Annotated in this window: 20 protein-coding genes; 3 read left to right on the top strand and 17 right to left on the bottom strand. The window is 38.3% G+C overall.

The genetic code is table 11. The features are described from left to right. Window positions 1-8 precede the first annotated feature (8 nt). Together AC6CHJ_RS05680 and AC6CHJ_RS05675 are read right to left on the bottom strand one after the other, a co-directional pair. Entirely contained in the window at window positions 9-860 is an 852-nt protein-coding gene (locus tag AC6CHJ_RS05680) for a metal ABC transporter permease (RefSeq protein ID WP_147193694.1), read from the bottom strand. Further along, entirely contained in the window at window positions 860-1,627 is a 768-nt protein-coding gene (locus AC6CHJ_RS05675) for a metal ABC transporter ATP-binding protein (RefSeq protein WP_147193695.1), read from the bottom strand. The genes AC6CHJ_RS05680 and AC6CHJ_RS05675 overlap by 1 nt, the downstream gene beginning before the upstream one ends. A gap of 104 nt (window positions 1,628-1,731) precedes the next feature. Here AC6CHJ_RS05675 and AC6CHJ_RS05670 point away from each other — a divergent pair, with 104 nt between their 5' ends. After that, window positions 1,732-1,977, top strand: coding sequence for a DUF2624 family protein (locus AC6CHJ_RS05670; RefSeq protein ID WP_147193697.1), 246 nt, complete (start codon window positions 1,732-1,734; stop codon window positions 1,975-1,977). A gap of 84 nt (window positions 1,978-2,061) precedes the next feature. Here AC6CHJ_RS05670 and AC6CHJ_RS05665 read toward each other — a convergent pair whose 3' ends face one another. The 9 genes from AC6CHJ_RS05665 to AC6CHJ_RS05625 form a co-directional block, all read right to left on the bottom strand. Continuing rightward, complete coding sequence (locus tag AC6CHJ_RS05665; protein ID WP_392994330.1) at window positions 2,062-3,600, bottom strand: acyl-CoA carboxylase subunit beta; 1,539 nt, start codon at window positions 3,598-3,600, stop codon at window positions 2,062-2,064. 14 nt (window positions 3,601-3,614) lie between these two features. Continuing rightward, the gene (locus tag AC6CHJ_RS05660) at window positions 3,615-4,394 is read right to left on the bottom strand and encodes an enoyl-CoA hydratase (RefSeq protein ID WP_249775822.1); all 780 of its coding nucleotides are present in this window, start codon (window positions 4,392-4,394) and stop codon (window positions 3,615-3,617) included. Then, on the bottom strand, window positions 4,372-5,301 hold the full coding sequence (locus AC6CHJ_RS05655) for a hydroxymethylglutaryl-CoA lyase (protein WP_221297933.1): 930 nt from the start codon (window positions 5,299-5,301) through the stop codon (window positions 4,372-4,374). The genes AC6CHJ_RS05660 and AC6CHJ_RS05655 overlap by 23 nt, the downstream gene beginning before the upstream one ends. After that, window positions 5,294-5,512: an acetyl-CoA carboxylase biotin carboxyl carrier protein subunit gene (locus AC6CHJ_RS05650; protein ID WP_147193703.1), complete on the bottom strand. Its 219-nt coding sequence runs from the start codon at window positions 5,510-5,512 to the stop codon at window positions 5,294-5,296. The genes AC6CHJ_RS05655 and AC6CHJ_RS05650 overlap by 8 nt, the downstream gene beginning before the upstream one ends. 99 nt (window positions 5,513-5,611) lie before the next feature. Further along, window positions 5,612-6,973 (bottom strand): acetyl-CoA carboxylase biotin carboxylase subunit, encoded by a 1,362-nt coding sequence (locus AC6CHJ_RS05645; RefSeq protein WP_498287616.1) that lies wholly within the window; start codon window positions 6,971-6,973, stop codon window positions 5,612-5,614. An 11-nt stretch (window positions 6,974-6,984) separates the two neighbouring features. After that, window positions 6,985-8,628 (bottom strand): AMP-binding protein, encoded by a 1,644-nt coding sequence (locus AC6CHJ_RS05640; RefSeq protein WP_498287614.1) that lies wholly within the window; start codon window positions 8,626-8,628, stop codon window positions 6,985-6,987. A 32-nt stretch (window positions 8,629-8,660) separates the two neighbouring features. Beyond that, a complete protein-coding gene (locus AC6CHJ_RS05635; protein WP_147193710.1) occupies window positions 8,661-9,803 on the bottom strand; it encodes an acyl-CoA dehydrogenase family protein in 1,143 nt (380 codons plus the stop codon). Window positions 9,804-9,866: 63 nt separating this feature from the next. Continuing rightward, the gene (locus AC6CHJ_RS05630) at window positions 9,867-10,490 is read right to left on the bottom strand and encodes a TetR/AcrR family transcriptional regulator (RefSeq protein ID WP_147193712.1); all 624 of its coding nucleotides are present in this window, start codon (window positions 10,488-10,490) and stop codon (window positions 9,867-9,869) included. 256 nt (window positions 10,491-10,746) lie between these two features. Continuing rightward, entirely contained in the window at window positions 10,747-11,970 is a 1,224-nt protein-coding gene (locus tag AC6CHJ_RS05625) for a helix-turn-helix domain-containing protein (RefSeq protein WP_392994341.1), read from the bottom strand. Between the two features lie 120 nt (window positions 11,971-12,090). Here AC6CHJ_RS05625 and AC6CHJ_RS05620 point away from each other — a divergent pair, with 120 nt between their 5' ends. Next, window positions 12,091-13,389, top strand: a complete 1,299-nt coding sequence (locus tag AC6CHJ_RS05620; RefSeq protein ID WP_392994342.1) for an MFS transporter — start codon at window positions 12,091-12,093, stop codon at window positions 13,387-13,389. A gap of 65 nt (window positions 13,390-13,454) precedes the next feature. On the opposite strand, the gene AC6CHJ_RS05615 is transcribed toward AC6CHJ_RS05620, so the two are convergent. The 6 genes from AC6CHJ_RS05615 to AC6CHJ_RS05590 all read right to left on the bottom strand — a co-directional run bounded on the left by AC6CHJ_RS05615 (window position 13,455) and on the right by AC6CHJ_RS05590 (window position 17,921). Next, window positions 13,455-13,958 (bottom strand): GNAT family N-acetyltransferase, encoded by a 504-nt coding sequence (locus tag AC6CHJ_RS05615; RefSeq protein ID WP_498287612.1) that lies wholly within the window; start codon window positions 13,956-13,958, stop codon window positions 13,455-13,457. A 69-nt stretch (window positions 13,959-14,027) separates the two neighbouring features. Further along, window positions 14,028-14,285 (bottom strand): hypothetical protein, encoded by a 258-nt coding sequence (locus tag AC6CHJ_RS05610; protein ID WP_147193720.1) that lies wholly within the window; start codon window positions 14,283-14,285, stop codon window positions 14,028-14,030. A gap of 73 nt (window positions 14,286-14,358) precedes the next feature. Continuing rightward, window positions 14,359-14,835, bottom strand: a complete 477-nt coding sequence (locus tag AC6CHJ_RS05605; RefSeq protein WP_392994346.1) for a PaaI family thioesterase — start codon at window positions 14,833-14,835, stop codon at window positions 14,359-14,361. 233 nt (window positions 14,836-15,068) lie between these two features. Further along, window positions 15,069-15,623, bottom strand: a complete 555-nt coding sequence (locus tag AC6CHJ_RS05600; RefSeq protein ID WP_392994348.1) for a hypothetical protein — start codon at window positions 15,621-15,623, stop codon at window positions 15,069-15,071. Between the two features lie 85 nt (window positions 15,624-15,708). Next, window positions 15,709-16,605, bottom strand: coding sequence for a deoxyribonuclease IV (locus AC6CHJ_RS05595; protein ID WP_147193726.1), 897 nt, complete (start codon window positions 16,603-16,605; stop codon window positions 15,709-15,711). Window positions 16,606-16,622: 17 nt separating this feature from the next. Continuing rightward, a complete protein-coding gene (locus AC6CHJ_RS05590; protein WP_498287609.1) occupies window positions 16,623-17,921 on the bottom strand; it encodes a DEAD/DEAH box helicase in 1,299 nt (432 codons plus the stop codon). A gap of 207 nt (window positions 17,922-18,128) precedes the next feature. Between AC6CHJ_RS05590 and AC6CHJ_RS05585 the strand changes: the two genes are divergently transcribed. After that, window positions 18,129-18,956 carry a YqfQ family protein gene (locus tag AC6CHJ_RS05585; protein ID WP_249775813.1) on the top strand — a complete coding sequence of 276 codons (828 nt, stop codon included), beginning with the start codon at window positions 18,129-18,131 and terminating at the stop codon, window positions 18,954-18,956. Window positions 18,957-18,982 lie beyond the last annotated feature (26 nt).

Here is an 18,982-nt window from a genome sequence, read left to right as displayed (position 1 = left end):
ATGCCTCCTTAACTCTTTTTCGCACGAATAGCTATAGCAGCTTTCTTTCCGACAATGACGAATAGTAAAATGAAGATAGATGTCACTACGATTGTTCCGCCTGGTGCCAAGTTTAAATAGAAGGCTGAAATCAAACCAATCATAACAGCCAACTCCCCAAACAAAATTGCAAAGAAAATCGTTTGTTTAAATCCTTTGGCAATGCGGAGACTTGCAGCCACTGGCAATGTAATAAGTGATGACACCAGTAAAATTCCGACAATCCGCATACTTGCTGCAATGACTAATGCCGTCACAATCATAAAAAGAAAATGAATCCATTTTGCAGGAAGTCCGCTTGCTTTCGCATATTCCTCATCAAATGATAAAACAAATAGCTCTTTATAAAAGAAATAAACAAAAACAACTACTAAAATAGCGATCGATAGGACTACCCAAAGATCCTGTCTACTTACAGCTGATACAGATCCAAATAAATAACTGAATAAATCAGTACTAAAACCTTGTGCAAGAGAAATAAAGATTGCACTAACACCAAGGCCAGCCGACATAATAATAGGAATAGCCAATTCTTCAAAATGCTTATATAAACGACGTAAACGTTCAATTACCATTGAACCGCCGACAGCAGACAGAATTCCTAAATAAATCGGATTTAATAAAGCCAATGCTGAGAATGTTTGGCTGAGATATAAGCTTCCAGCTATTCCGGCTAAAGTTACATGGCTTAACGCATCTGCAATTACAGATAATCGACGTACTACAATGAAAACTCCTAATAACGGAGCGATTACGCCAATAATCATGCCTGACAGAAATGCATTTTGTAAAAAATCATAATGCAATATAGATGAAATCATTATTTATTCTCCTTCTTCATATGAGGAAGTTGGCGTACCGAATGGCCATACCATTCATTACGCTGATCTGCTGATATCGAATCATAGTTATCTTTATAGCCATGAAAATGAATCGTTTTGTTTAAACATGCAACATGGCTGATCGTATCCGTCAGTGTGTCCACATCATGTGTTACCAAAATCATTGTAATTCGCAGTTCCTCATTTAAATGATAGAGCATATCATAGAATGACTGTACATTTTCGTAGTCTATTCCGACAGTTGGCTCATCTAGAATAAGCAGTTTTGGTTCTGCAATCAGTGCCCGTGCTATAAATACACGTTGTTGCTGGCCTCCTGAAAGCTCGCCTATATTACGATTTGCAAATTGTTCCATGCCTACAGCATGCAATGCCTCGAACACTCGCTCTTCTTTATTGGGAAGATGTCTTTTGAACAATCCAATTTTTTTAGTTAGGCCGCTTGCTACTACTTCTTTTACTGTTGCTGGGAAACCCGCATTAAATGAATTCGATTTTTGCGACACATAACCGATCCACTCTCGATGTTTAAATGATGTACTCTTTTCCCCGAACAGTTTTACAGAGCCCTTTGTAGGCTTTAATAGGCCCAAGATAATTTTAAGCAGTGTAGATTTGCCAGAGCCATTTGGACCAAGCAACGCAAGAAAGTCGCCTTCTCGCACAACAAGCGATATATTATGTAACACTTCCTGATATTCATACTGAAACGAAACATCTTCTAGTTCTATTAATGGCTGTTTCAATTAGCCTCACTTCTTTCTAATTCATAATCATTACGATTTATGTCAAATAGTATAGCGAATTGAAGGTGCTTTGTAAAGACAATTACATTAAAGGGGATAAGCGAATGGATTATTTAGCATTAATTAGTGAGATGAATCGAAAAACGGATAAGGAGCTTGCTGAATATGCCAAAGTTCATCAGATTCCACTTTCGAAAAAAGAAATACAAAAACTGCGCCCACTTCTTTCAAAATTTTCGTTTCAATGGGTCCTGACAGGAATTCCGGATAAAGTCCTGAAAGAAGTGGAAGAAATTCTAGGCAAGAAGAAAACAAAAGAATTATTAGGCAAATATGCAAAATATCTTTAATCATTAATAGAAGGCATAGCAAAAGGCGAAATGCATGAAAAATGCATTTCGCCTTAGTTTTGTTCTGTTGCTTTGTTCGTTTCTTTAAACTGGTCTAACCCCATGTTTACGTTCTGTAAATGATATATCTTTCGTTTTATAGGCTTCGAATCTAGCTTCTAATGTAGCCCGCAACTCATTTGGTTGTATGACATCATCAATTATGAGCTCAGATGCTAAACGATAAACATCAATTTCAGCGCGATATTCATTGCGCTTTTCTTCAATAAATGCAGCTTGCTCTTCTTTTGGTAACTGTGCGATTTTATTCGCATAGACTGCATTTACAGCTGCTTCTGGACCCATTACAGCAATTTGGGCAGTAGATAAGGCGATGCACGCATCTGGCTCAAATGCTGGACCAGCCATTGCATACAAACCAGCACCATATGCTTTACGAACGATGACAGTTACTTTTGGAACTGTTGCTTCACTCATTGCAAAAATCATCTTTGCGCCATGGCGAATAATGCCCAGCTTCTCCACTTGAGTACCAATCATGAACCCTGGTACGTCGGCTAAGAATAAAAGCGGTATATGGAATGCATCGCAAAGTTGGATGAATTTTGCCGCTTTATCCGCTGAATCATGGAATAAGACACCACCCTTAACTCTCGGTTGGTTAGCGATAATACCGACTGATTGGCCGTTAATTCGCGCAAGACCTGTAATAAGCTCCGCAGCAAAAAGCTTTTTCACTTCACAGAACGATCCCTCATCAACAATTCGGTCAATCAGGTCATACATATTAAATGGTACATTCTGATTGGCAGGAATAATCTCTTCAATCGTTTTTTCAAAGTTCGCTGGCAGTTTAGGCTCTTCTATTACCGGTTTAATTTTAAAGTTATCAGGAAAATAAGAAATATATTGGCGTGCGTAGGCAATTGCTTCTTGTTCTGTTTTTGCTAAAACATCGCCACATCCAGATGTTGTACAGTGCATTTTTGCTCCGCCCATTGTTTCTAAGTCTACTTTTTCCCCAATAACCATCTCAGCCATCCGAGGCGATCCTAAATACATGGAAGCATTCTTTTCAACCATGACCACGATATCACAAAACGCAGGAATATATGCTCCGCCTGCTGCTGACGGACCAAATAACAAGCAGATTTGCGGTATGCGTCCGGATAGTTTGACTTGGTTATAAAAAATACGTCCTGCTCCCCTTCTTCCTGGGAACATTTCAAGCTGATCTGTAATCCTCGCGCCTGCTGAATCGACTAAATAAAATAGCGGTACGCCTAGTTTTTCGGCAGTCTCTTGAATTCGGATGATTTTTTCAACAGTACGGGCCCCCCATGAGCCAGCTTTGACTGTTGAATCATTAGCCATAACACAAACCGTACGTCCATGGATTTTTCCTATGCCTGTAACCACACCGTCTGCCGGCAAATCTTTCGCTAAAACATTGGCAAACGTTCCATCTTCAGCTAATATACCATCATCAAATAGTAACTCAAGACGTTCACGCACAAAGAGTTTTCCTTGTTCACTATTTTTCGCATGATACTTTTCGTTTCCACCTTTTTGAATCGTCTCTTTCATCTCATCATGTTTAGAGCGTGTTGTTAGTTCCGCCATTTCTGTCATCCCCCTTATTTTCCTTGATAAACAGGTGTTCGTTTTTCTTGGAAAGCCTTTAACCCTTCTAAACGGTCTTCAGTGGGAAGCAATCTGCTATAGGCAAGTGATTCAATTTGCAATGCTGTAGCAATATCTGTTTGCATCCCATGATTTATCGCTGTTTTGGCTTGTTCCAAAGAAAGTGGAGCATTTTTGGCTATTTCTTTCGCAAGTGCTACAGCTTTAACCCATACATTGTCCGGTTCTTCTACATATTCCACTATTCCATAGTCCTTTGCTTCCTCTGCAGTTAGACGGCGAGCTGTGTATATTAATTCTTTTGCTTTCCCAACACCAATCAATCGAGGTAAACGCTGTGTACCGCCAGCTCCTGGAATAATACCTAATGAAGTTTCAGTTAAGCCAAGCTTTGCCGCACTGCTAGCAATGCGCAAATCACAGGCAAGGGCTAATTCAAGCCCACCACCAAATGCTACCCCATTGATAGCTGCAATAACAGGCTTAGAAATGGACTCAAAATGAGAGACGGTTTGGCCAATAAGGGCCACTGTTTGTTTTGTTTCCATCTCCGTCATACCGTGCCGCTCTTTCAAATCTGCCCCTGCACAAAATGCTTTCTGACCTTTTCCTGAAACAATCACCACACGTACAGACGGATTGTATTGAACTTCATCCAATACATCGTTGATTTCTTGTAGCATCTTTCGAGATAAGGCATTCGCTGCCTCAGCTCTATTGAACAGAATGGTGGCGATGCCTGCTTCAACCTCAAGCTTTACATACTCCGCCATGATTCTCCTCTCCTCTCGCTACTGCTACTAATTTAGAATGTAATGGTTTCCCCAATTTTTCTTCCACATACAATGCAGTTTGTACAATTTTTTCTCGCTGAATCCCCGTTTGAATACCCATGCCTTCGAGCAAATATAGTAAATCCTCAGTGGCAACATTTCCTGATGCCCCATGTGCATATGGGCATCCACCAAGCCCCCCTATAGAGCTGTCAAACTTTTGAATGCCATGTGCAAGGCTTGCCATTACATTAGCTAAGGCCATCCCTCGAGTATCATGGAAGTGCATCGCTAATTGATCTGTACTAAAATGGCGGGTCATTTCTTCTAAGAGAGCATCAACCTGAGTAGGAACACCTACTCCAATCGTATCACCCAGTGAAATTTCTGAGACGCCCATTTCAAATAGCTTCTCCGCAACCCTTGCGACCTGGACTGGAGAAACCAATCCATCATATGGGCAAGCAATAACAGTTGAGATATAGCCTCGAACAGTTTTCCCTGCAGCAAGGGCGCCTTCTGCTACTTCCTTTAACACAGGGTAAGTCTCAACAATCGACTTGTTAATGTTTGCTTTATTGTGCCCTTCGCTAGCAGACATAAAGATACTTACTTCATCAATGTCAGCTTCTATTGCACGTTCTAATCCTTTGCTATTCGGCACGAGAGCACCATATGTAATTCCTTTTTTACGCTTAATTCCTTTTAAAACTTCTACTGCATCAGCTAGCTGCGGAATCCATTTTGGATGGACAAAGCTTGTTACTTCAATATAATTGAGTCCTGTTTCGCTTAAGCGATCTATCAGTTCAATCTTGTCATTTGTATTAATAAGTGTTTTTTCATTCTGTAAACCATCGCGTGGACCAACTTCTTTCACTTGGACGCTTGATGGAAGTTTAATCATTCTCAATCTCCAATAAGTCGTCGTCTACGTTAATAAAATTACCTTCCGCAGCGATTACATTTTTCACTATTCCAGCTTCTTCTGCTGCTATGGGAATTTCCATTTTCATTGATTCCAGGATGACAACATCCTGTCCTGCTTCCACGCGCTCTCCTTCTGAAACCAAAATTTTCCACACTGTTCCTGCCATACTTGCTTTTACTGTTGTCATCATAAATCCCTCCGATTAAAATAGTAGATAGAGAGGTGGTACACTCCTAGTGAACGAAGGCAAAGTTCTGGATTTCTATGTGCCCCCCTCTCTATTTTTTTATTTAGACTTTCCAACTGTTTCTTTTAAGTAATGTTCTTCTACAAATTTAGTAGTCGTTATTCCACTTTTAAACTGTTCATTTTTCACTATATCTAAAAGCATTGGAATATTTGTTTGAATTCCTTCAATTACATATTTTTCAAGTGCTTCCTCTAGCTTTTCACAAGCTTCTAAACGATTACCTGCAAACACAACCAATTTTGCGATCATAGGGTCGTAGAATGGTGTAACTTCACTTCCCTCTTGGATTGAAATCTCGTGTCTAATACCTTCACCCTCTGGTAATACAAGCTTGGTAATTGTACCTGGAGAAGGGAAGAAAGTTACTGGATTTTCCGCATAAATGCGCACTTCAATTGCATGACCCTTGGCTACAATATCGTCTTTTGAAATGTTTAATACATCACCATAGGCAATTTTCAGTTGCTCCTCAACTAAATCTAACCCCGTAATTTCTTCTGTGACTGGATGTTCAACCTGCAATCGTGTATTCATTTCTAAAAAGTAGAAGTTTTGATCCTTATCTACTAAAAATTCAATCGTTCCTGCATTAGTATATTGGATGGTCTTTGCTGCATTTACTGCAGCCTCAAGCATTTTTTCTCTTGTCTCTTCTGAGATAAATGGAGATGGAGCTTCCTCTAGGACTTTTTGGTGACGTCTTTGAATGGAACATTCCCGTTCGTATACCGGAATAGTATTTCCATGCTGGTCTGCCAAAATTTGCACCTCTACATGATGTGGATCAGCGATGAATTTTTCGATAAACATTTGCCCATTCCCAAAAAAACTTTGCGCTCTCTTTTGATTTCCCTCAAATGCTTGGCGGAGCTCTACTTCGGTATGAACAAGCTGCATTCCTATACCGCCTCCCCCAGCTGATGCTTTTAACATCACTGGGTAGCCCATTCTATTGGCAATTTCGACAGCTTCTTCAGCGTCTTTTAGTGGATCATTCACACCATCTACAATCGGTACACCCGCTTTTTCCATTGTTCTACGCGCTTCTAATTTACTGCCCATTGCAGCAATGACGTCTGAGGAAGGTCCGATAAATACCAGTCCTTCTTCTTCCGCACGCTTAGCAAACGCGGCATTTTCAGAAAGTAATCCGTATCCTGGATGAATTGCTTCTGCGCCTGATTCCTTTGCTACTTTAACAATTGCATCGATATTTAGATAACTCTGGGCTACCGGCGGCTTGCCTATACAATAGCTCTCAGTTGCATCAGAAACATATAAACTATTCGCATCTGCTTCTGAATAAACAGCTACAGTTTCAATTCCAAGTTTTTGGCATGTTCTAATAATTCGCCTTGCGATTTCTCCACGATTGGCAATTAGTACTTTTTTAAACATTTGAAGCCCCCCTAGTTAATTGATTGAGAGAGTGCGTTGAATTGTTCTCTTAGTTTATATTTTTGAATTTTTCCGGACGCCGTCATCGGATACTCGTCAATAAAGAAAATATACCGCGGTATTTTATGTCTGGAGATCTTGCCATCACAAAATGTGCGAATCTCCTCTTCTGTTGCTATTTGACCATCCTTCAAAATAACCCAAGCTGCTGCTTCTTCACCGTATTTTTCGTCCGGTACACCCGCAACTTGTACGTCAAGTACTTTTGGATGCTGATATAAAAATTCTTCTATCTCGCGTGGGTAAACATTTTCCCCACCACGGATAAACATATCTTTCAATCTACCTGTTACACGTAGGTAGCCATTTTCATCCATTGTTCCCAGGTCACCTGTATGAAGCCAGTTATCTTCATCGATTGCTTCATGTGTAGCATCTGGATTTTGGTAATACCCTTTCATAACAACATAACCACGGGCACAAATTTCACCTTGTTCTCCACGCGGCAATTCTTCGTTGGTGCCTGGTTTAGCGATAATTACTTCCACATTAGGCAATGCACGACCGACTGTCTCTACTTTTAATTGAATAGGATCCTCAATCCTTGTCTGTGTAACAACAGGAGATGATTCTGTCTGTCCGTAACAAATTGTTACATCTTCCATGCCCATCACATTTATGACACCTTTCATGACTTCAATTGGACAGTTAGACCCTGCCATAACACCTGTACGAAGTGAAGAAAGATCAAATTCATGAATATTCGGCAAATTGAGTTCACTAATAAACATTGTCGGTACGCCATGAAGAGCTGTGCACTTTTCTTTCTCAACCGTTCGGAGAACTGTTTCAGGATGAAATTCCTGTACAGGAACCATTGTACCGCCGACAGATGTAATGGCGAGCGTACCGATTACGCAACCGAAACAGTGGAAAAATGGCACAGGAATACAGAGTCTGTCTTCATGTGTTAACTTCATACATTCTGCAATATTAATCCCATTGTTAATCAAATTAGAATGCGTCAGCATAACACCCTTTGGAAAACCAGTTGTGCCAGATGTATATTGAATATTAATGACATCTTCATAAGAGAGAGAATTCTTTCGCTCTAACAGTTGTTCATCTGTTATTTCATTGCCTTTGGCCAAAAATTCATCATATGAATATGTGCCGGGATAGCTTTGATCACTAATGACAACAACAGTTTTTAAATACGGCAAACTTTCACTTTGGAGTTTTCCAGGTTCACTTGTTTTGAGTTCTGGGCAAATATCATAAATAGTTTCAATAAAGGAATAGTCGCGATAATGATCGATTAAAATAATCGCGCGTGAATCAGACTGTTTCAGAAGGTACTCAAGCTCCTGTGAACGGTAATTTGTGTTCACAGTTACAAGTGGTGCACCCATCTTTCCAGAGCCAAACTGCAAACCTGGCCACTCTGGCACATTTGTTGTCCAGACGGCAAAATGATCTCCCTTTTCTAACCCAATCGCCATTAATGCTTTTGCGACGCCATTCGCATGGTCATTAAATTCAGCGTAAGTCATGCGGATATCTCTATCTGCATATACGAGCGCTTCATTTTGTGGAAGTAGTGCAGTTTTTTCATCCAATAATTCGCCTATCGTTTGGTAAACAAGTTCTGCCATCATAATCCCCCTTTATTCTCTTTTATGATAATTTAGCAGCCTAACAAGCGAGATATGACTACTCGTTGGATTTCAGAAGTACCTTCCCCAATCTCCATCAGCTTAATATCACGCAGATGTCTTTCAACATCATATTCTGCCATGTAACCATAACCACCGTGAATTTGGATGGCTTTGTTACACGTCCTAAAGCCCATCTCTGAAGCAAAGAGTTTTGCAAATGCCGCCTCTTTTTTAAATGGTTTACCATTATCTTTTAACCAAGCAGCTTTTAGAACCATGTTTCGTGCAAGTTCTATTTCCATTGCCATATCAGACAATTTGAAGCTAATGCCTTGGAATTTGGATATGGATTGACCGAATTGTGTACGTTCTTTAGAATAAGCTAGCGCTTTTTCAAATGCAGCCTGCGCAATGCCGACTGATAATGCGGCAATAGAAATGCGGCCGCCGTCTAATGTATTTAAAAATTGGCCAAATCCTTTTTTCTCATCGCCTAGAACATTCTCTCTTGGTACACGCACATTTTCTAAAATAATTTCGCATGTATTAGATGCACGTACACCCATCTTTTGATAATTTGAACGAATCGTAACACCCGGTGTGTTTGTTGGCACAATAATAGCAGTAATAATATTTCTGCCTTTCTCATTTTGGCCTGTAACAGCTGTAACAACTACTTGTCGGGAATACTCCGCATTAGTAATCCAACATTTCTCTCCGTTGATTACCCATTCATCCCCATCTATATAGGCACGTGTACGTGTTCCTCCAGCATCTGATCCAGCATTCGGCTCCGTTAATCCAAATGCACCTAGTGTTTTACCTTGTGCCATCGGAACTAAAAATTCTTGTTTTTGTTCTTCTGTTCCAAAATTATAAAAAGGCGTAGCGCCAAGGCTAACTGCAGCTGCATAGCTTAAACCAGTACCGCCGCAAGCACGTCCGATTTCTTCAACTGCTAATGCATATGAAACAATATCTCCGCCTGCCCCACCATATTCTTCTGGGAATGGGATACCGAGCAATCCTAATTCGCCCATTTTGTCGAAGCTCTCTTTTCTAAATGAATGGGTTTCATCTAGTTCACGAGCATATGGCTCAATTTCAGCTTTTGCAAAATCTCGTACCATATCACGGATCATACGTTGTTCTTTTGTTAATTCAAAGTTCATCTTTATTTCCCCCTTGTGTATAGACCGACTAGTCGGTTTGTAAAACAGAAAATGAAAATCCCCTTATTCAATAATCAAAAGTTGTTGTTTTAATGCTTCTTCGTAGCCTTCCTTTGTTACAATTCCCCGTAGAATTATATCGTTAAAATAAGATGTGATTTGCTGCATTGTCATTGGTCCGTTCTGCCTGTACCATTTATATGTCCAGTTGACAAGACCGATGATTGCCATTGTGGTCATACTTGTTGAAATTTCTTTTCGGAATGAACCAAATTCTACCCCATCACTAATGACTTGCTCAATTAGCTTCTGATATTCAGTTCGTTTTTCGTTTATAACCTCCTTGTATTCATCCGGCAAATACGTTCCTTCGTTATAGAAGACAGTAATATGCCGTTGATAGTAATCAAAAACATATGTAAACGCATACAACATTGCTACCACTTTTTCAATCGGCGTTTCATGCGTATCATAAGCTTCCTTTGTTTTTTTCAAGACAACGGAAATAAAAACATCGTGTATCTCGTAGAGAAGAGCGTCTTTCGATTTATAATTATGATAAAAGCCGCCTTTTGATGTCTGTGCTGCTTCGACTATTTTGTCAATTGTGACGCCGTGGTAACCTTTCTCATGAAACAAATCTAACGCTGTTTCAAGAATTCTTTCTTTCACCGATTGCTTTGTCATTTAACCTTCACCTACAACTAGCTAACTAAATTTAATTCAGAAAATTTACTATTTACTGTATTTTCAATATAACATAACAGATAATTCAAGTCTAGTAAACAGTTAGTAATTTCTACCTTATTCGTAAATTCTCTCGTTTAGTTGATAACCTTAAAGTAAAAGACTATTTATCGTATTTTACGTTGCCCCACTTCTATTTAAAAAGCACCCCCTAACGATTCTTGTGAAAATAGTTAGAGTGTGCACTTCTCTGTTCTTATATATTCTCTTTATTGATTTGATAATAAACGGTTTCAACAAATTCTTTATATGGTGAATCAGGCATTAGCTGCATATTTTGTTTCGCTATTTTTACCAGTTGCTTTGCTATTTTTTCGTTTCCAATAACCTGCTCACATAAGGCCCTATAGGCATCTTTAACATACAGTATTGAGAGATCAAACGGATGGTGAATGGAATGATGAATGCAAACTCCTTTAAATACTTCAATTGCTTCTTCATAGCGCTGTAAACCATATAATGCTTTTCCTTCTTCAATACGTAAAAAGTCTAACGATACTTCATCCATAACATGCTCAACTAGCGCATTGTTAATAAGTTCTAACGCTTTAGTATAATCCTTATCATTGTCTATTACATAATGAATCTGAATAAAACATAAAATCCACTTCGTAATGTTATCTTCCGCAAAATCGCTGTATTGCTGTAGCTTCTTTTCATAATAATAAAAAGCTTCTTGATCTTTATCATTCATTGCCTGATATGCAGCTAATCTGTATAAATGGTCAATTCGATAAAAAATACGCTCTTTTTTTGAATAATGAATTGCTTTATTCATGACACGAATAGCTTCTTTTGAATCCCCTACTGCAAATCGCATAATAGCTTCATAATAATCTAAATCCAGTTTTGTAAGTGCATCGATATAATCACCTTGCCGCTCTATCAGCATGCGCTCATTCAATAATTTTTGTAATGCTTCCTGATACTGATGTTGGGCAAATAATACATTCACACGAAACAACACCATGCCTGCTTGCCTAGCAGTAATATTTAGATCATCATAAATAGCTGATGCTCGATCTGCTGTATCCTGCCATCCCTCTAATTGCAGATAATGAAGAATTCGACTGTAAATCTCAAGCAGCCTTGCTGCCTCATACCCTTGTGTAAGCTTTGGTAAGAATGGCTTGATCTTCTCAATCCAAGCATTATAATCCGGTTTAACTTGTTCTTTTAAGAGTTGCTCTCCTTCGTGCAATAACTCCTGAAATTCCTGAATGCTTATTTCTCCCCATAATTCCGATATTTCAACTTCCAATCGTCGCGCTAGATATTGTAAGTTTTCGATAGATGGATTTGCCTTATTATTTTCGATTAAGCTAAGCATTCCCTTAGTCATTTGGTCTCCAGCACATGCTTCTAATGTTAATCGATGTTTTTTACGAAGATTGCGGATACGTTCGCCAAGAGTATTCATGCGATTCAGCTCCTATTATATTTTACTAGTTTAATTATATTAAACTTTCACTTTAAATGAAAGGTCAATTGTGATATCCTTTGTTTAATTAAATTAAACTTTCAGAAAGGATTGAATAATTTGAACGATGGTTTGAAATTGAAAAAAGCTACCTACCATTTGTGGACATTTACTGCTAGCAAGATGATCAGCACTTTTGGAGCTCAAGTCTACGCATTTGCAATCAGTTTTTATATTTTGAAAATGACAGGCTCTGCTTCTAGTTTTGCAACTAATCTGATTTGTAATATCCTACCGCGAACATTAATCGGACCTTTTGCAGGTTATATTGCAGACACTTATTCTCGGAAAGTAATTGTTATAGCAGCCCAGCTTGTTTCCACTGTAGCTATTTTTGGATTGCTGCTCTATAGCCTTTTTTATACTTTATCTTTACCAGCAATTTATATTACGACTGTTATTCTGTCCATTGCATCTACTTTTTCCAGCGTTGGTTTTACTTCATCAATTACTGGGTTAGTCGATGAAAAGCGAATTCAAAAGGCGATGTCTTTAAACCAAATGGCTTCTTCTATGGCAGCTGTTGCAAGCCCTGCGATTGGTGGAGTGTTATACGGAGCTGTATCTATACCTTTCTTTCTTGCAATCTATGGAGTTGCTTCATTACTTGGCGCGATCATTGAATCAACGATGAATTTTTCACTTTTCGCAAATCGAAATGTAGAAAAATCTACAGTTGCTAAAGAATCCATGTTTGCCAGCATTAAAGATGGAATTTCTTATATACGGCTTCAGCCCATTTTAATGGCCATCATATGGACTGCTCTTCTTATAAACTTTTTCATGGGTGCGCTTCAAGTAGGTTATTCATTCTTACTTATAGAGAAATTAAAAATCATTTCTTCTCACTTTGGTTTCATTGAAGGCGCTATGGCAGCCGGGATGCTGTTCATCTCTGGATATTTAGCTGCAAGGAAGGAATTTCAATCACCACTTATCATTTCAAAAAGGGGCATTGCTGGATTAGGCATTTTAATGTCATTGGTAACCCTACCATTGCTTGTTCCTCTCCCCTATGAAGGAATGTTTGCGTTTTATGCATCCCTATCTTTACTAAATGGTGCTTTATTACCATTAATAAATACGCCGCTGCAAGTTCTTATGATGAGGCTAATCGATGATGATTACAAAGGGCGTGTGTTTTCTATTTTAGAAACAATGGCTATGGCATTAATGCCAGCCGCCATGATTTTATTTGGATTTCTTTATGATGTTCTTCCTGCTCCTTGGATTTTATTTGGCTCAAGCTTTCTACTTATATTAACTGTTTCTATTCTTATGAGACCTTCTGTCATTCGGAATGCTACAACCTTGGATCAGAAGCCCGTGAACGAGCAAACAAATAGGGCAATAAGCTGAATAATTGTTCACTCTTTTTACAAAGCTAATATCTAAACCATCTTTAACAAAAAATATGGCACAATTCATATAATTGAATTGTGCCTCACATTATTTAATAACTTTTCTAAAACGATTTCATCTCTAATTGGTATATCATTGTATCCTGTAAAAGGAATCTGTGGTTTAATCTTTCTCGCAGTTTCGACAGCATTCTTTAATAATTCTGCTAGATAGTATCCTCTTTTTTGATAAAATTTCATGGCTAATAAATTATCATTTGTAGTTATAAGTTTTACGTGGGTACATTTATTTTCTAAAGCTTCTTCTTCCACTCTAGCCACCAATAAAGTGCCTATCCCCTTCTTTTCTTCTAAACTATCTAATGAAATTATTTCGCATTCTTTCTCAGTCATATAGTAGGTAATTAAACCAGTGATTTGATCTTTATCATTTACAACAGCAAAACCATCAAGCTTACTACAATCAAAAACGCCAGAAGAAATAACCATTTCTGTGCTGCCCCACTGTTTCTTTAAAAAATCTTTAACTTTTTCTTCCGATATATCACATAATGCTAATAGTCTCATAAGAGTCTCCTGATAATTTTATTTATTCAGATATATTTGAACGTAACACTGTAAACATTTTTTCATAATTTATGATTCACTAATGCCTATCGCAATTAAAAGGAAATATGACAAAACCAAAACAGCGCTATTTAATAACACTCCTGATACTATGAACCAAAGTTTTTTTGATGCTATAGCAAAAATTATCCCAAGCACTGATAGTACAGTAAACACACAGACACCTAAAGTTAGATTTGCATTTGGACCTCTTATACTAAAGAAAAAAATAATATTTAATATAACCGTTAATATTGATAAAACTCCTAAAATAGCTTTCTTGTACAAGATAGCACTCCCCCTTTTAAAAGTCTTTTTTAAGTACGGTGATTACTATATTAATTTCCTCTTTTACGCTTTTTTAATCTAAAATCATTATAGTAGAGATACTGTTACAACATTTTTTATCATTTTGGACTACCTCTGCTGTAAGATATGCTGTTCTATTTCCTTTTCTTTCTACTTTAGCGACAACCTCAGCTATACCAGGAACTACCGGTCGGAAAAATGTGGTATGTAAATCAATTGTAGTAAACGATTGGCCTTGCTTTAGTTCAGTTGCTATTGCATAAGCCATCATTGTATCTGTAGCTGCAGCAACAAATCCACCCATTGTGACGCCAATACCATTGACGAATTTTTCATCTATTGTCCATATTGCTTTTGCCCATCCATCTTCCGACAGTACAGGCTCGATTTGAAGAGTTTGGTCACAGTTAGGTAAGGGAATCTTTTTCAAAACTACATCTTTAAAATTTTCTATACTATACTTACCCCCTGTTGCGTTCCTACCTTCTACTTCCGCATTATCAATCAATTGGTTGCTTGAATTGTTCATAGTTTTAACCCAACCCCTTTTACTTTTAGAACAGTCATCTAGCTGCCTGTTTTGGAACTACCTTACAATAAACCATCGAGTTTTAGCAAGCGATTTATTTCATTAAAGTAATAGTAACTTAGTGAATCTTCTTCGAAATACACTAATACATTATATTCTTCTTTTATAAGAGTAGTGAATTTAGAGTATCCATTTATTTATAAAAATCTGATAATCCAATTACTTTTCGCTCTCTATGATTCTATACAATCTGTGTAATACTTAATTAAATCAAACCCAACATAAATCTCTTTCGAATAGTCCCATCGGTAATAATAATTCCAGTAGCTTATGATTCTTTGTGTAATAAGATAATGAAATGATGGGTTTTCCAGAAAAAAATCCTTTATAAAAGCATCGTTTAATTGGTCTACCTGTTTTTGAATTCTGCTTAAAATCTCTATTACATACTCTCCTGTTAATTTTATAATAAAAGGTGTCACCCAGTAGTCGTAATGCCCCCTCTCCAAAAGGTTAGTAAGATATTTTTCTCTTACAAATCCATCACAATGTCTAGTATATATGCAGTCAGCTATTGTTTTTTGGGTAATGCTTAAGCTTTCATATACATCTTTAGAGATCTCGTTAAAATAAATACGTTCCGGAATAAATAAATTTTCTTGATCTACAAATATCTGAAATGGATGTGAAAAATTTTGACTAAATAGCTTTAAAGGCAATTTTTTTTGTATGTATTTTACTTCTTGCTTTAAAGAAATTGGAAAAGCTTTGTTTAGAATGTTTCCCATTAATTATGACTCCTCCTTTATTCATTATTAGGATAACAAAAGCCCTTACCCTAAATTAAAGGTAAAGGCTTTATTTTTCTAGTAACTAATCTTGCTCACCACGTAATGCATCGATTTTTTCTGGCATAAACTGCCCTGTACGCAGCATTTCAATTTCGTATGCATATGGCGCTTTTTTGGTTTTAGCATCTTTCCCTACCCATGGTGTTTCTAGGATTTTAGGAATTTGCTCAAATGCTTCATGATGAACAATACGGCTTAACGCATCAAATCCAATATGACCAAAGCCTATATTTTCATGGCGGTCTTTTGCAGCACCACTAACATTTTTGCTATCATTAACATGCAACACTTTAATACGATCAAGACCTATAACTTTGTCAAAATTCGTTAATACACCATCAAAGTCATTAATAATATCATAACCCGCATCATGTGTATGGCATGTGTCATAACATATAGATAGCCGTTCATTGTTTGTAACGCCATCAATAATTTTAGCCAGCTCTTCAAAAGTGCGTCCACACTCAGATCCTTTGCCAGCCATAGTTTCTAATGCAATTTGTACCGGATAGTCTTGTGATAAGACTTCATTCAGGCCTTCAATAATCTTAGCAATGCCGACTTCTGCTCCTGCTCCAACATGGGCTCCAGGATGCAATACAATTTGATTTGCACCAATAGCTGCGGTCCGCTCGATTTCTTTTTGTAGAAAATCGACACCTAGCGCAAAAACTTCAGGCTTGGTCGTATTCGCTATATTAATTATATACGGTGCATGTACTACAATATTTGATAAACCATTTTCTTTCATATGCGCAAGGCCTGCTTCAATATTTAAATCTTCAATTGCCTTTCTGCGCGTATTTTGGGGGGCGCCTGTATAAATCATAAAAGTAGTAGCCCCGTATGAAGCCGCCTCTTCACTTGATCCCAGCAACATTTTTTTGCCGCTCATGGAGACGTGAGAACCAATTAACATAATGAAAAGTCCCCTTTCTAACGATTGCGGTTACGTTTACGTCGTTCTTTTTTCTTGATTTTATCCATTTCCCAACGCATATTACGTTTATATCCTGGTTTGACCTTTTTAGGCTTGCGGACACGAGATTTTGCAATTTGGTCGATCTCATCCACTTTCTTTTCACGATTTTGACGCGCATGACGCTCTTTCATTTCAATAATTTCGCCATTTTTAATATCTTTTGGTACAAAAGGAATCCCCATTTTTTCTACTCGTACAATAGCATCTTCATCTGAAGGCTCAAATAATGTAATGGCAAGCCCTTTGTTGCCTGCACGTGCAGTACGGCCAACACGGTGTATAAAGAATTCTAAATCCTGCGGTAATTCGTAGTTTATTACATGGCTAACACCTGGGATATCAATACCACGGGCTGCTAAGTCAGTAGCAACGATATATTGGAATTCTAAATCCCGAATTTGCTTCATCATTTTTTTACGATCGCGCGGCGGCAAATCACCGTGAATCCGTCCAACACGTTTCCCATTGCTCGAAAGGAAATTCGCTACTGCTTCAGCTTGCTTACGAGTATTGGTAAAAATAATCGCTAAATACGGATTAATAGCATCCATAACCTCTAAGAGTTTTGTATTGCGTGATTTGCTTCTTGTTGGAATTAAGTAGAAATCAATATTTTCTGCTACTGGTTTTTTGTCGTTCATGTGAATATGAACAGGTGCTTCCATATATTTTCTTAAGAAAGGCTGTAAGCTCTCTGGCACTGTTGCGGAGAAAACATACATTTCAAGGTTTTCAGGCATTTGGGTCGCAAATTGGTCAATATCCTCAATAAAGCCCATATCAAATGCTAGGTCTGCTTCATCTACAACTAAAATAGATGCAGTATGCACAAGCAACGCTTGTTCTTTCACGAGGTCGCGTATACGCCCAGGTGTCCCTACCACAATTTGAGGCTGAGACTTTAATTTATCGATTGAACGCTGTTTATCCGTACCACCTATAAATAATTTAGCGTGGATATCAGTTTTTTCGATTATCTTCATTAACTCTGCATGTATTTGAGTAGCAAGCTCTCTAGTTGGTGCAGTAATAACTGCTTGTACCTTTTGCTCGTCTTGCTTAATACGCTCTACAATAGGAATTAAAAAACTATGCGTTTTGCCAGTTCCTGTGTGAGCTTGTCCGATTGCGCTTTTTCCTTTTAAAATCAGCGGAATCATTTCTTTTTGGATTGGCGTTGGCTCAGTAAAACCGAGTTCTTTGATTGCCTCTCGCAAAAATGGTTGAAAATTGTAATCACTATACTTGGACATTCATTTGTCCCTCCTAACTTCCTTCACTCATTGTAACATGATTCGTACATTAAAGTAGCCATTTGCATATGATATCTATTAATAGCACTTTCGTCAATTCTGTTGGCGATTTTTCCTATGGTTTTTTGTTTACCCCGCTTAAAGGAGGAGTAATTTTTCGATCGATTAAAGGTTTACTTTATTTAAGAATATGAAAGGAGTAATCATATGGTTCACCCATCCTTTTTTCCATACGGCAATCCAGCTCAACGTAATTATCCGATGTATACAACCAATCAGACGCTGAGGCCGCCTTCACCTTACCAACCGAATATGTATAGGCCATACCCGATTGCAAATACAGGATTTCCGCAAGCAACAGGACAAAAACCTAGAAAGAAAGGCGGGGGCCTTTTACAAAATTTAAAAAACACATTAACAGGAGGTAACAAACAAAATAATAATGAAACTTACTACCCTGCGCCAGGTATGCCACCTTATGGTATGCGTGGGCCTGGAATGATGGCTGGAGGTCCTCCTCGGATGGCTCCTGTACCCCGAGGCCCAAGAGGAGCTGCTGCATCACGGGGATCAGTGAACGTAGCAGAAGAATCAGTAGTTGCTGAAAACTTGGGTGGTGTAGAAGCTGGAGATGGTATAGGCGCTGGGCCTGAAGTAGCTGGTGTCGCAGCAACTGAGGCAGCAGCAGCAACAGGTGCAGCTGGATTGTTTGGCGGAGGTTTTGCGAAACTTGAACAATATATGAATACAGCCGATCAGCTTTATAATACCTATCAAAAATACTCACCAATGGTAAAACAAATCTCACCTATGTTCCAAAATATACCGGCTATGTATAAGCTTTATAAAGGATTCCAATCAATGCCTGATGCTAACTCTGGAGGTGGAGCAACAGCCAGGGCAGCAAGTGGAGGTACTTCAGGAGGCGCATCTAACTTGAATACAGGTAATACAGGTTCCTCCTCAACAGGTGGCCAGAATTTTATCCAAACGCCAAGAGCTTCAAGACCACGCATCTTTCAGCCTCCTTTCTAGTCGATAATTTTGTATTAGATTAAGGA

The sequence above is a fragment of the Rummeliibacillus sp. GQ308 genome (genome assembly GCF_059759115.1).
Note: the sequence above shows the minus strand (reverse complement) of the source record. Positions and strands in the feature narration are given on the sequence as shown.

Excerpts from the sequence above, each read along its gene's own strand:
- AC6CHJ_RS05680 (WP_147193694.1), bottom strand. The coding sequence starts at position 860 with ATGATTTCATCTATATTGCATTATGATTTTTTACAAAATGCATTTCTG.
- AC6CHJ_RS05670 (WP_147193697.1), top strand. The coding sequence starts at position 1,732 with ATGGATTATTTAGCATTAATTAGTGAGATGAATCGAAAAACGGATAAG.
- AC6CHJ_RS05665 (WP_392994330.1), bottom strand. The coding sequence starts at position 3,600 with ATGGCGGAACTAACAACACGCTCTAAACATGATGAGATGAAAGAGACG.
- AC6CHJ_RS05660 (WP_249775822.1), bottom strand. The coding sequence starts at position 4,394 with ATGGCGGAGTATGTAAAGCTTGAGGTTGAAGCAGGCATCGCCACCATT.
- AC6CHJ_RS05655 (WP_221297933.1), bottom strand. The coding sequence starts at position 5,301 with ATGATTAAACTTCCATCAAGCGTCCAAGTGAAAGAAGTTGGTCCACGC.
- AC6CHJ_RS05650 (WP_147193703.1), bottom strand. The coding sequence starts at position 5,512 with ATGACAACAGTAAAAGCAAGTATGGCAGGAACAGTGTGGAAAATTTTG.
- AC6CHJ_RS05645 (WP_498287616.1), bottom strand. The coding sequence starts at position 6,973 with ATGTTTAAAAAAGTACTAATTGCCAATCGTGGAGAAATCGCAAGGCGA.
- AC6CHJ_RS05640 (WP_498287614.1), bottom strand. The coding sequence starts at position 8,628 with ATGGCAGAACTTGTTTACCAAACGATAGGCGAATTATTGGATGAAAAA.
- AC6CHJ_RS05635 (WP_147193710.1), bottom strand. The coding sequence starts at position 9,803 with ATGAACTTTGAATTAACAAAAGAACAACGTATGATCCGTGATATGGTA.
- AC6CHJ_RS05630 (WP_147193712.1), bottom strand. The coding sequence starts at position 10,490 with ATGACAAAGCAATCGGTGAAAGAAAGAATTCTTGAAACAGCGTTAGAT.
- AC6CHJ_RS05625 (WP_392994341.1), bottom strand. The coding sequence starts at position 11,970 with ATGAATACTCTTGGCGAACGTATCCGCAATCTTCGTAAAAAACATCGA.
- AC6CHJ_RS05615 (WP_498287612.1), bottom strand. The coding sequence starts at position 13,958 with ATGAGACTATTAGCATTATGTGATATATCGGAAGAAAAAGTTAAAGAT.
- AC6CHJ_RS05605 (WP_392994346.1), bottom strand. The coding sequence starts at position 14,835 with ATGAACAATTCAAGCAACCAATTGATTGATAATGCGGAAGTAGAAGGT.
- AC6CHJ_RS05600 (WP_392994348.1), bottom strand. The coding sequence starts at position 15,623 with ATGGGAAACATTCTAAACAAAGCTTTTCCAATTTCTTTAAAGCAAGAA.
- AC6CHJ_RS05595 (WP_147193726.1), bottom strand. The coding sequence starts at position 16,605 with ATGTTAATTGGTTCTCACGTCTCCATGAGCGGCAAAAAAATGTTGCTG.
- AC6CHJ_RS05590 (WP_498287609.1), bottom strand. The coding sequence starts at position 17,921 with ATGTCCAAGTATAGTGATTACAATTTTCAACCATTTTTGCGAGAGGCA.
- AC6CHJ_RS05585 (WP_249775813.1), top strand. The coding sequence starts at position 18,129 with ATGGTTCACCCATCCTTTTTTCCATACGGCAATCCAGCTCAACGTAAT.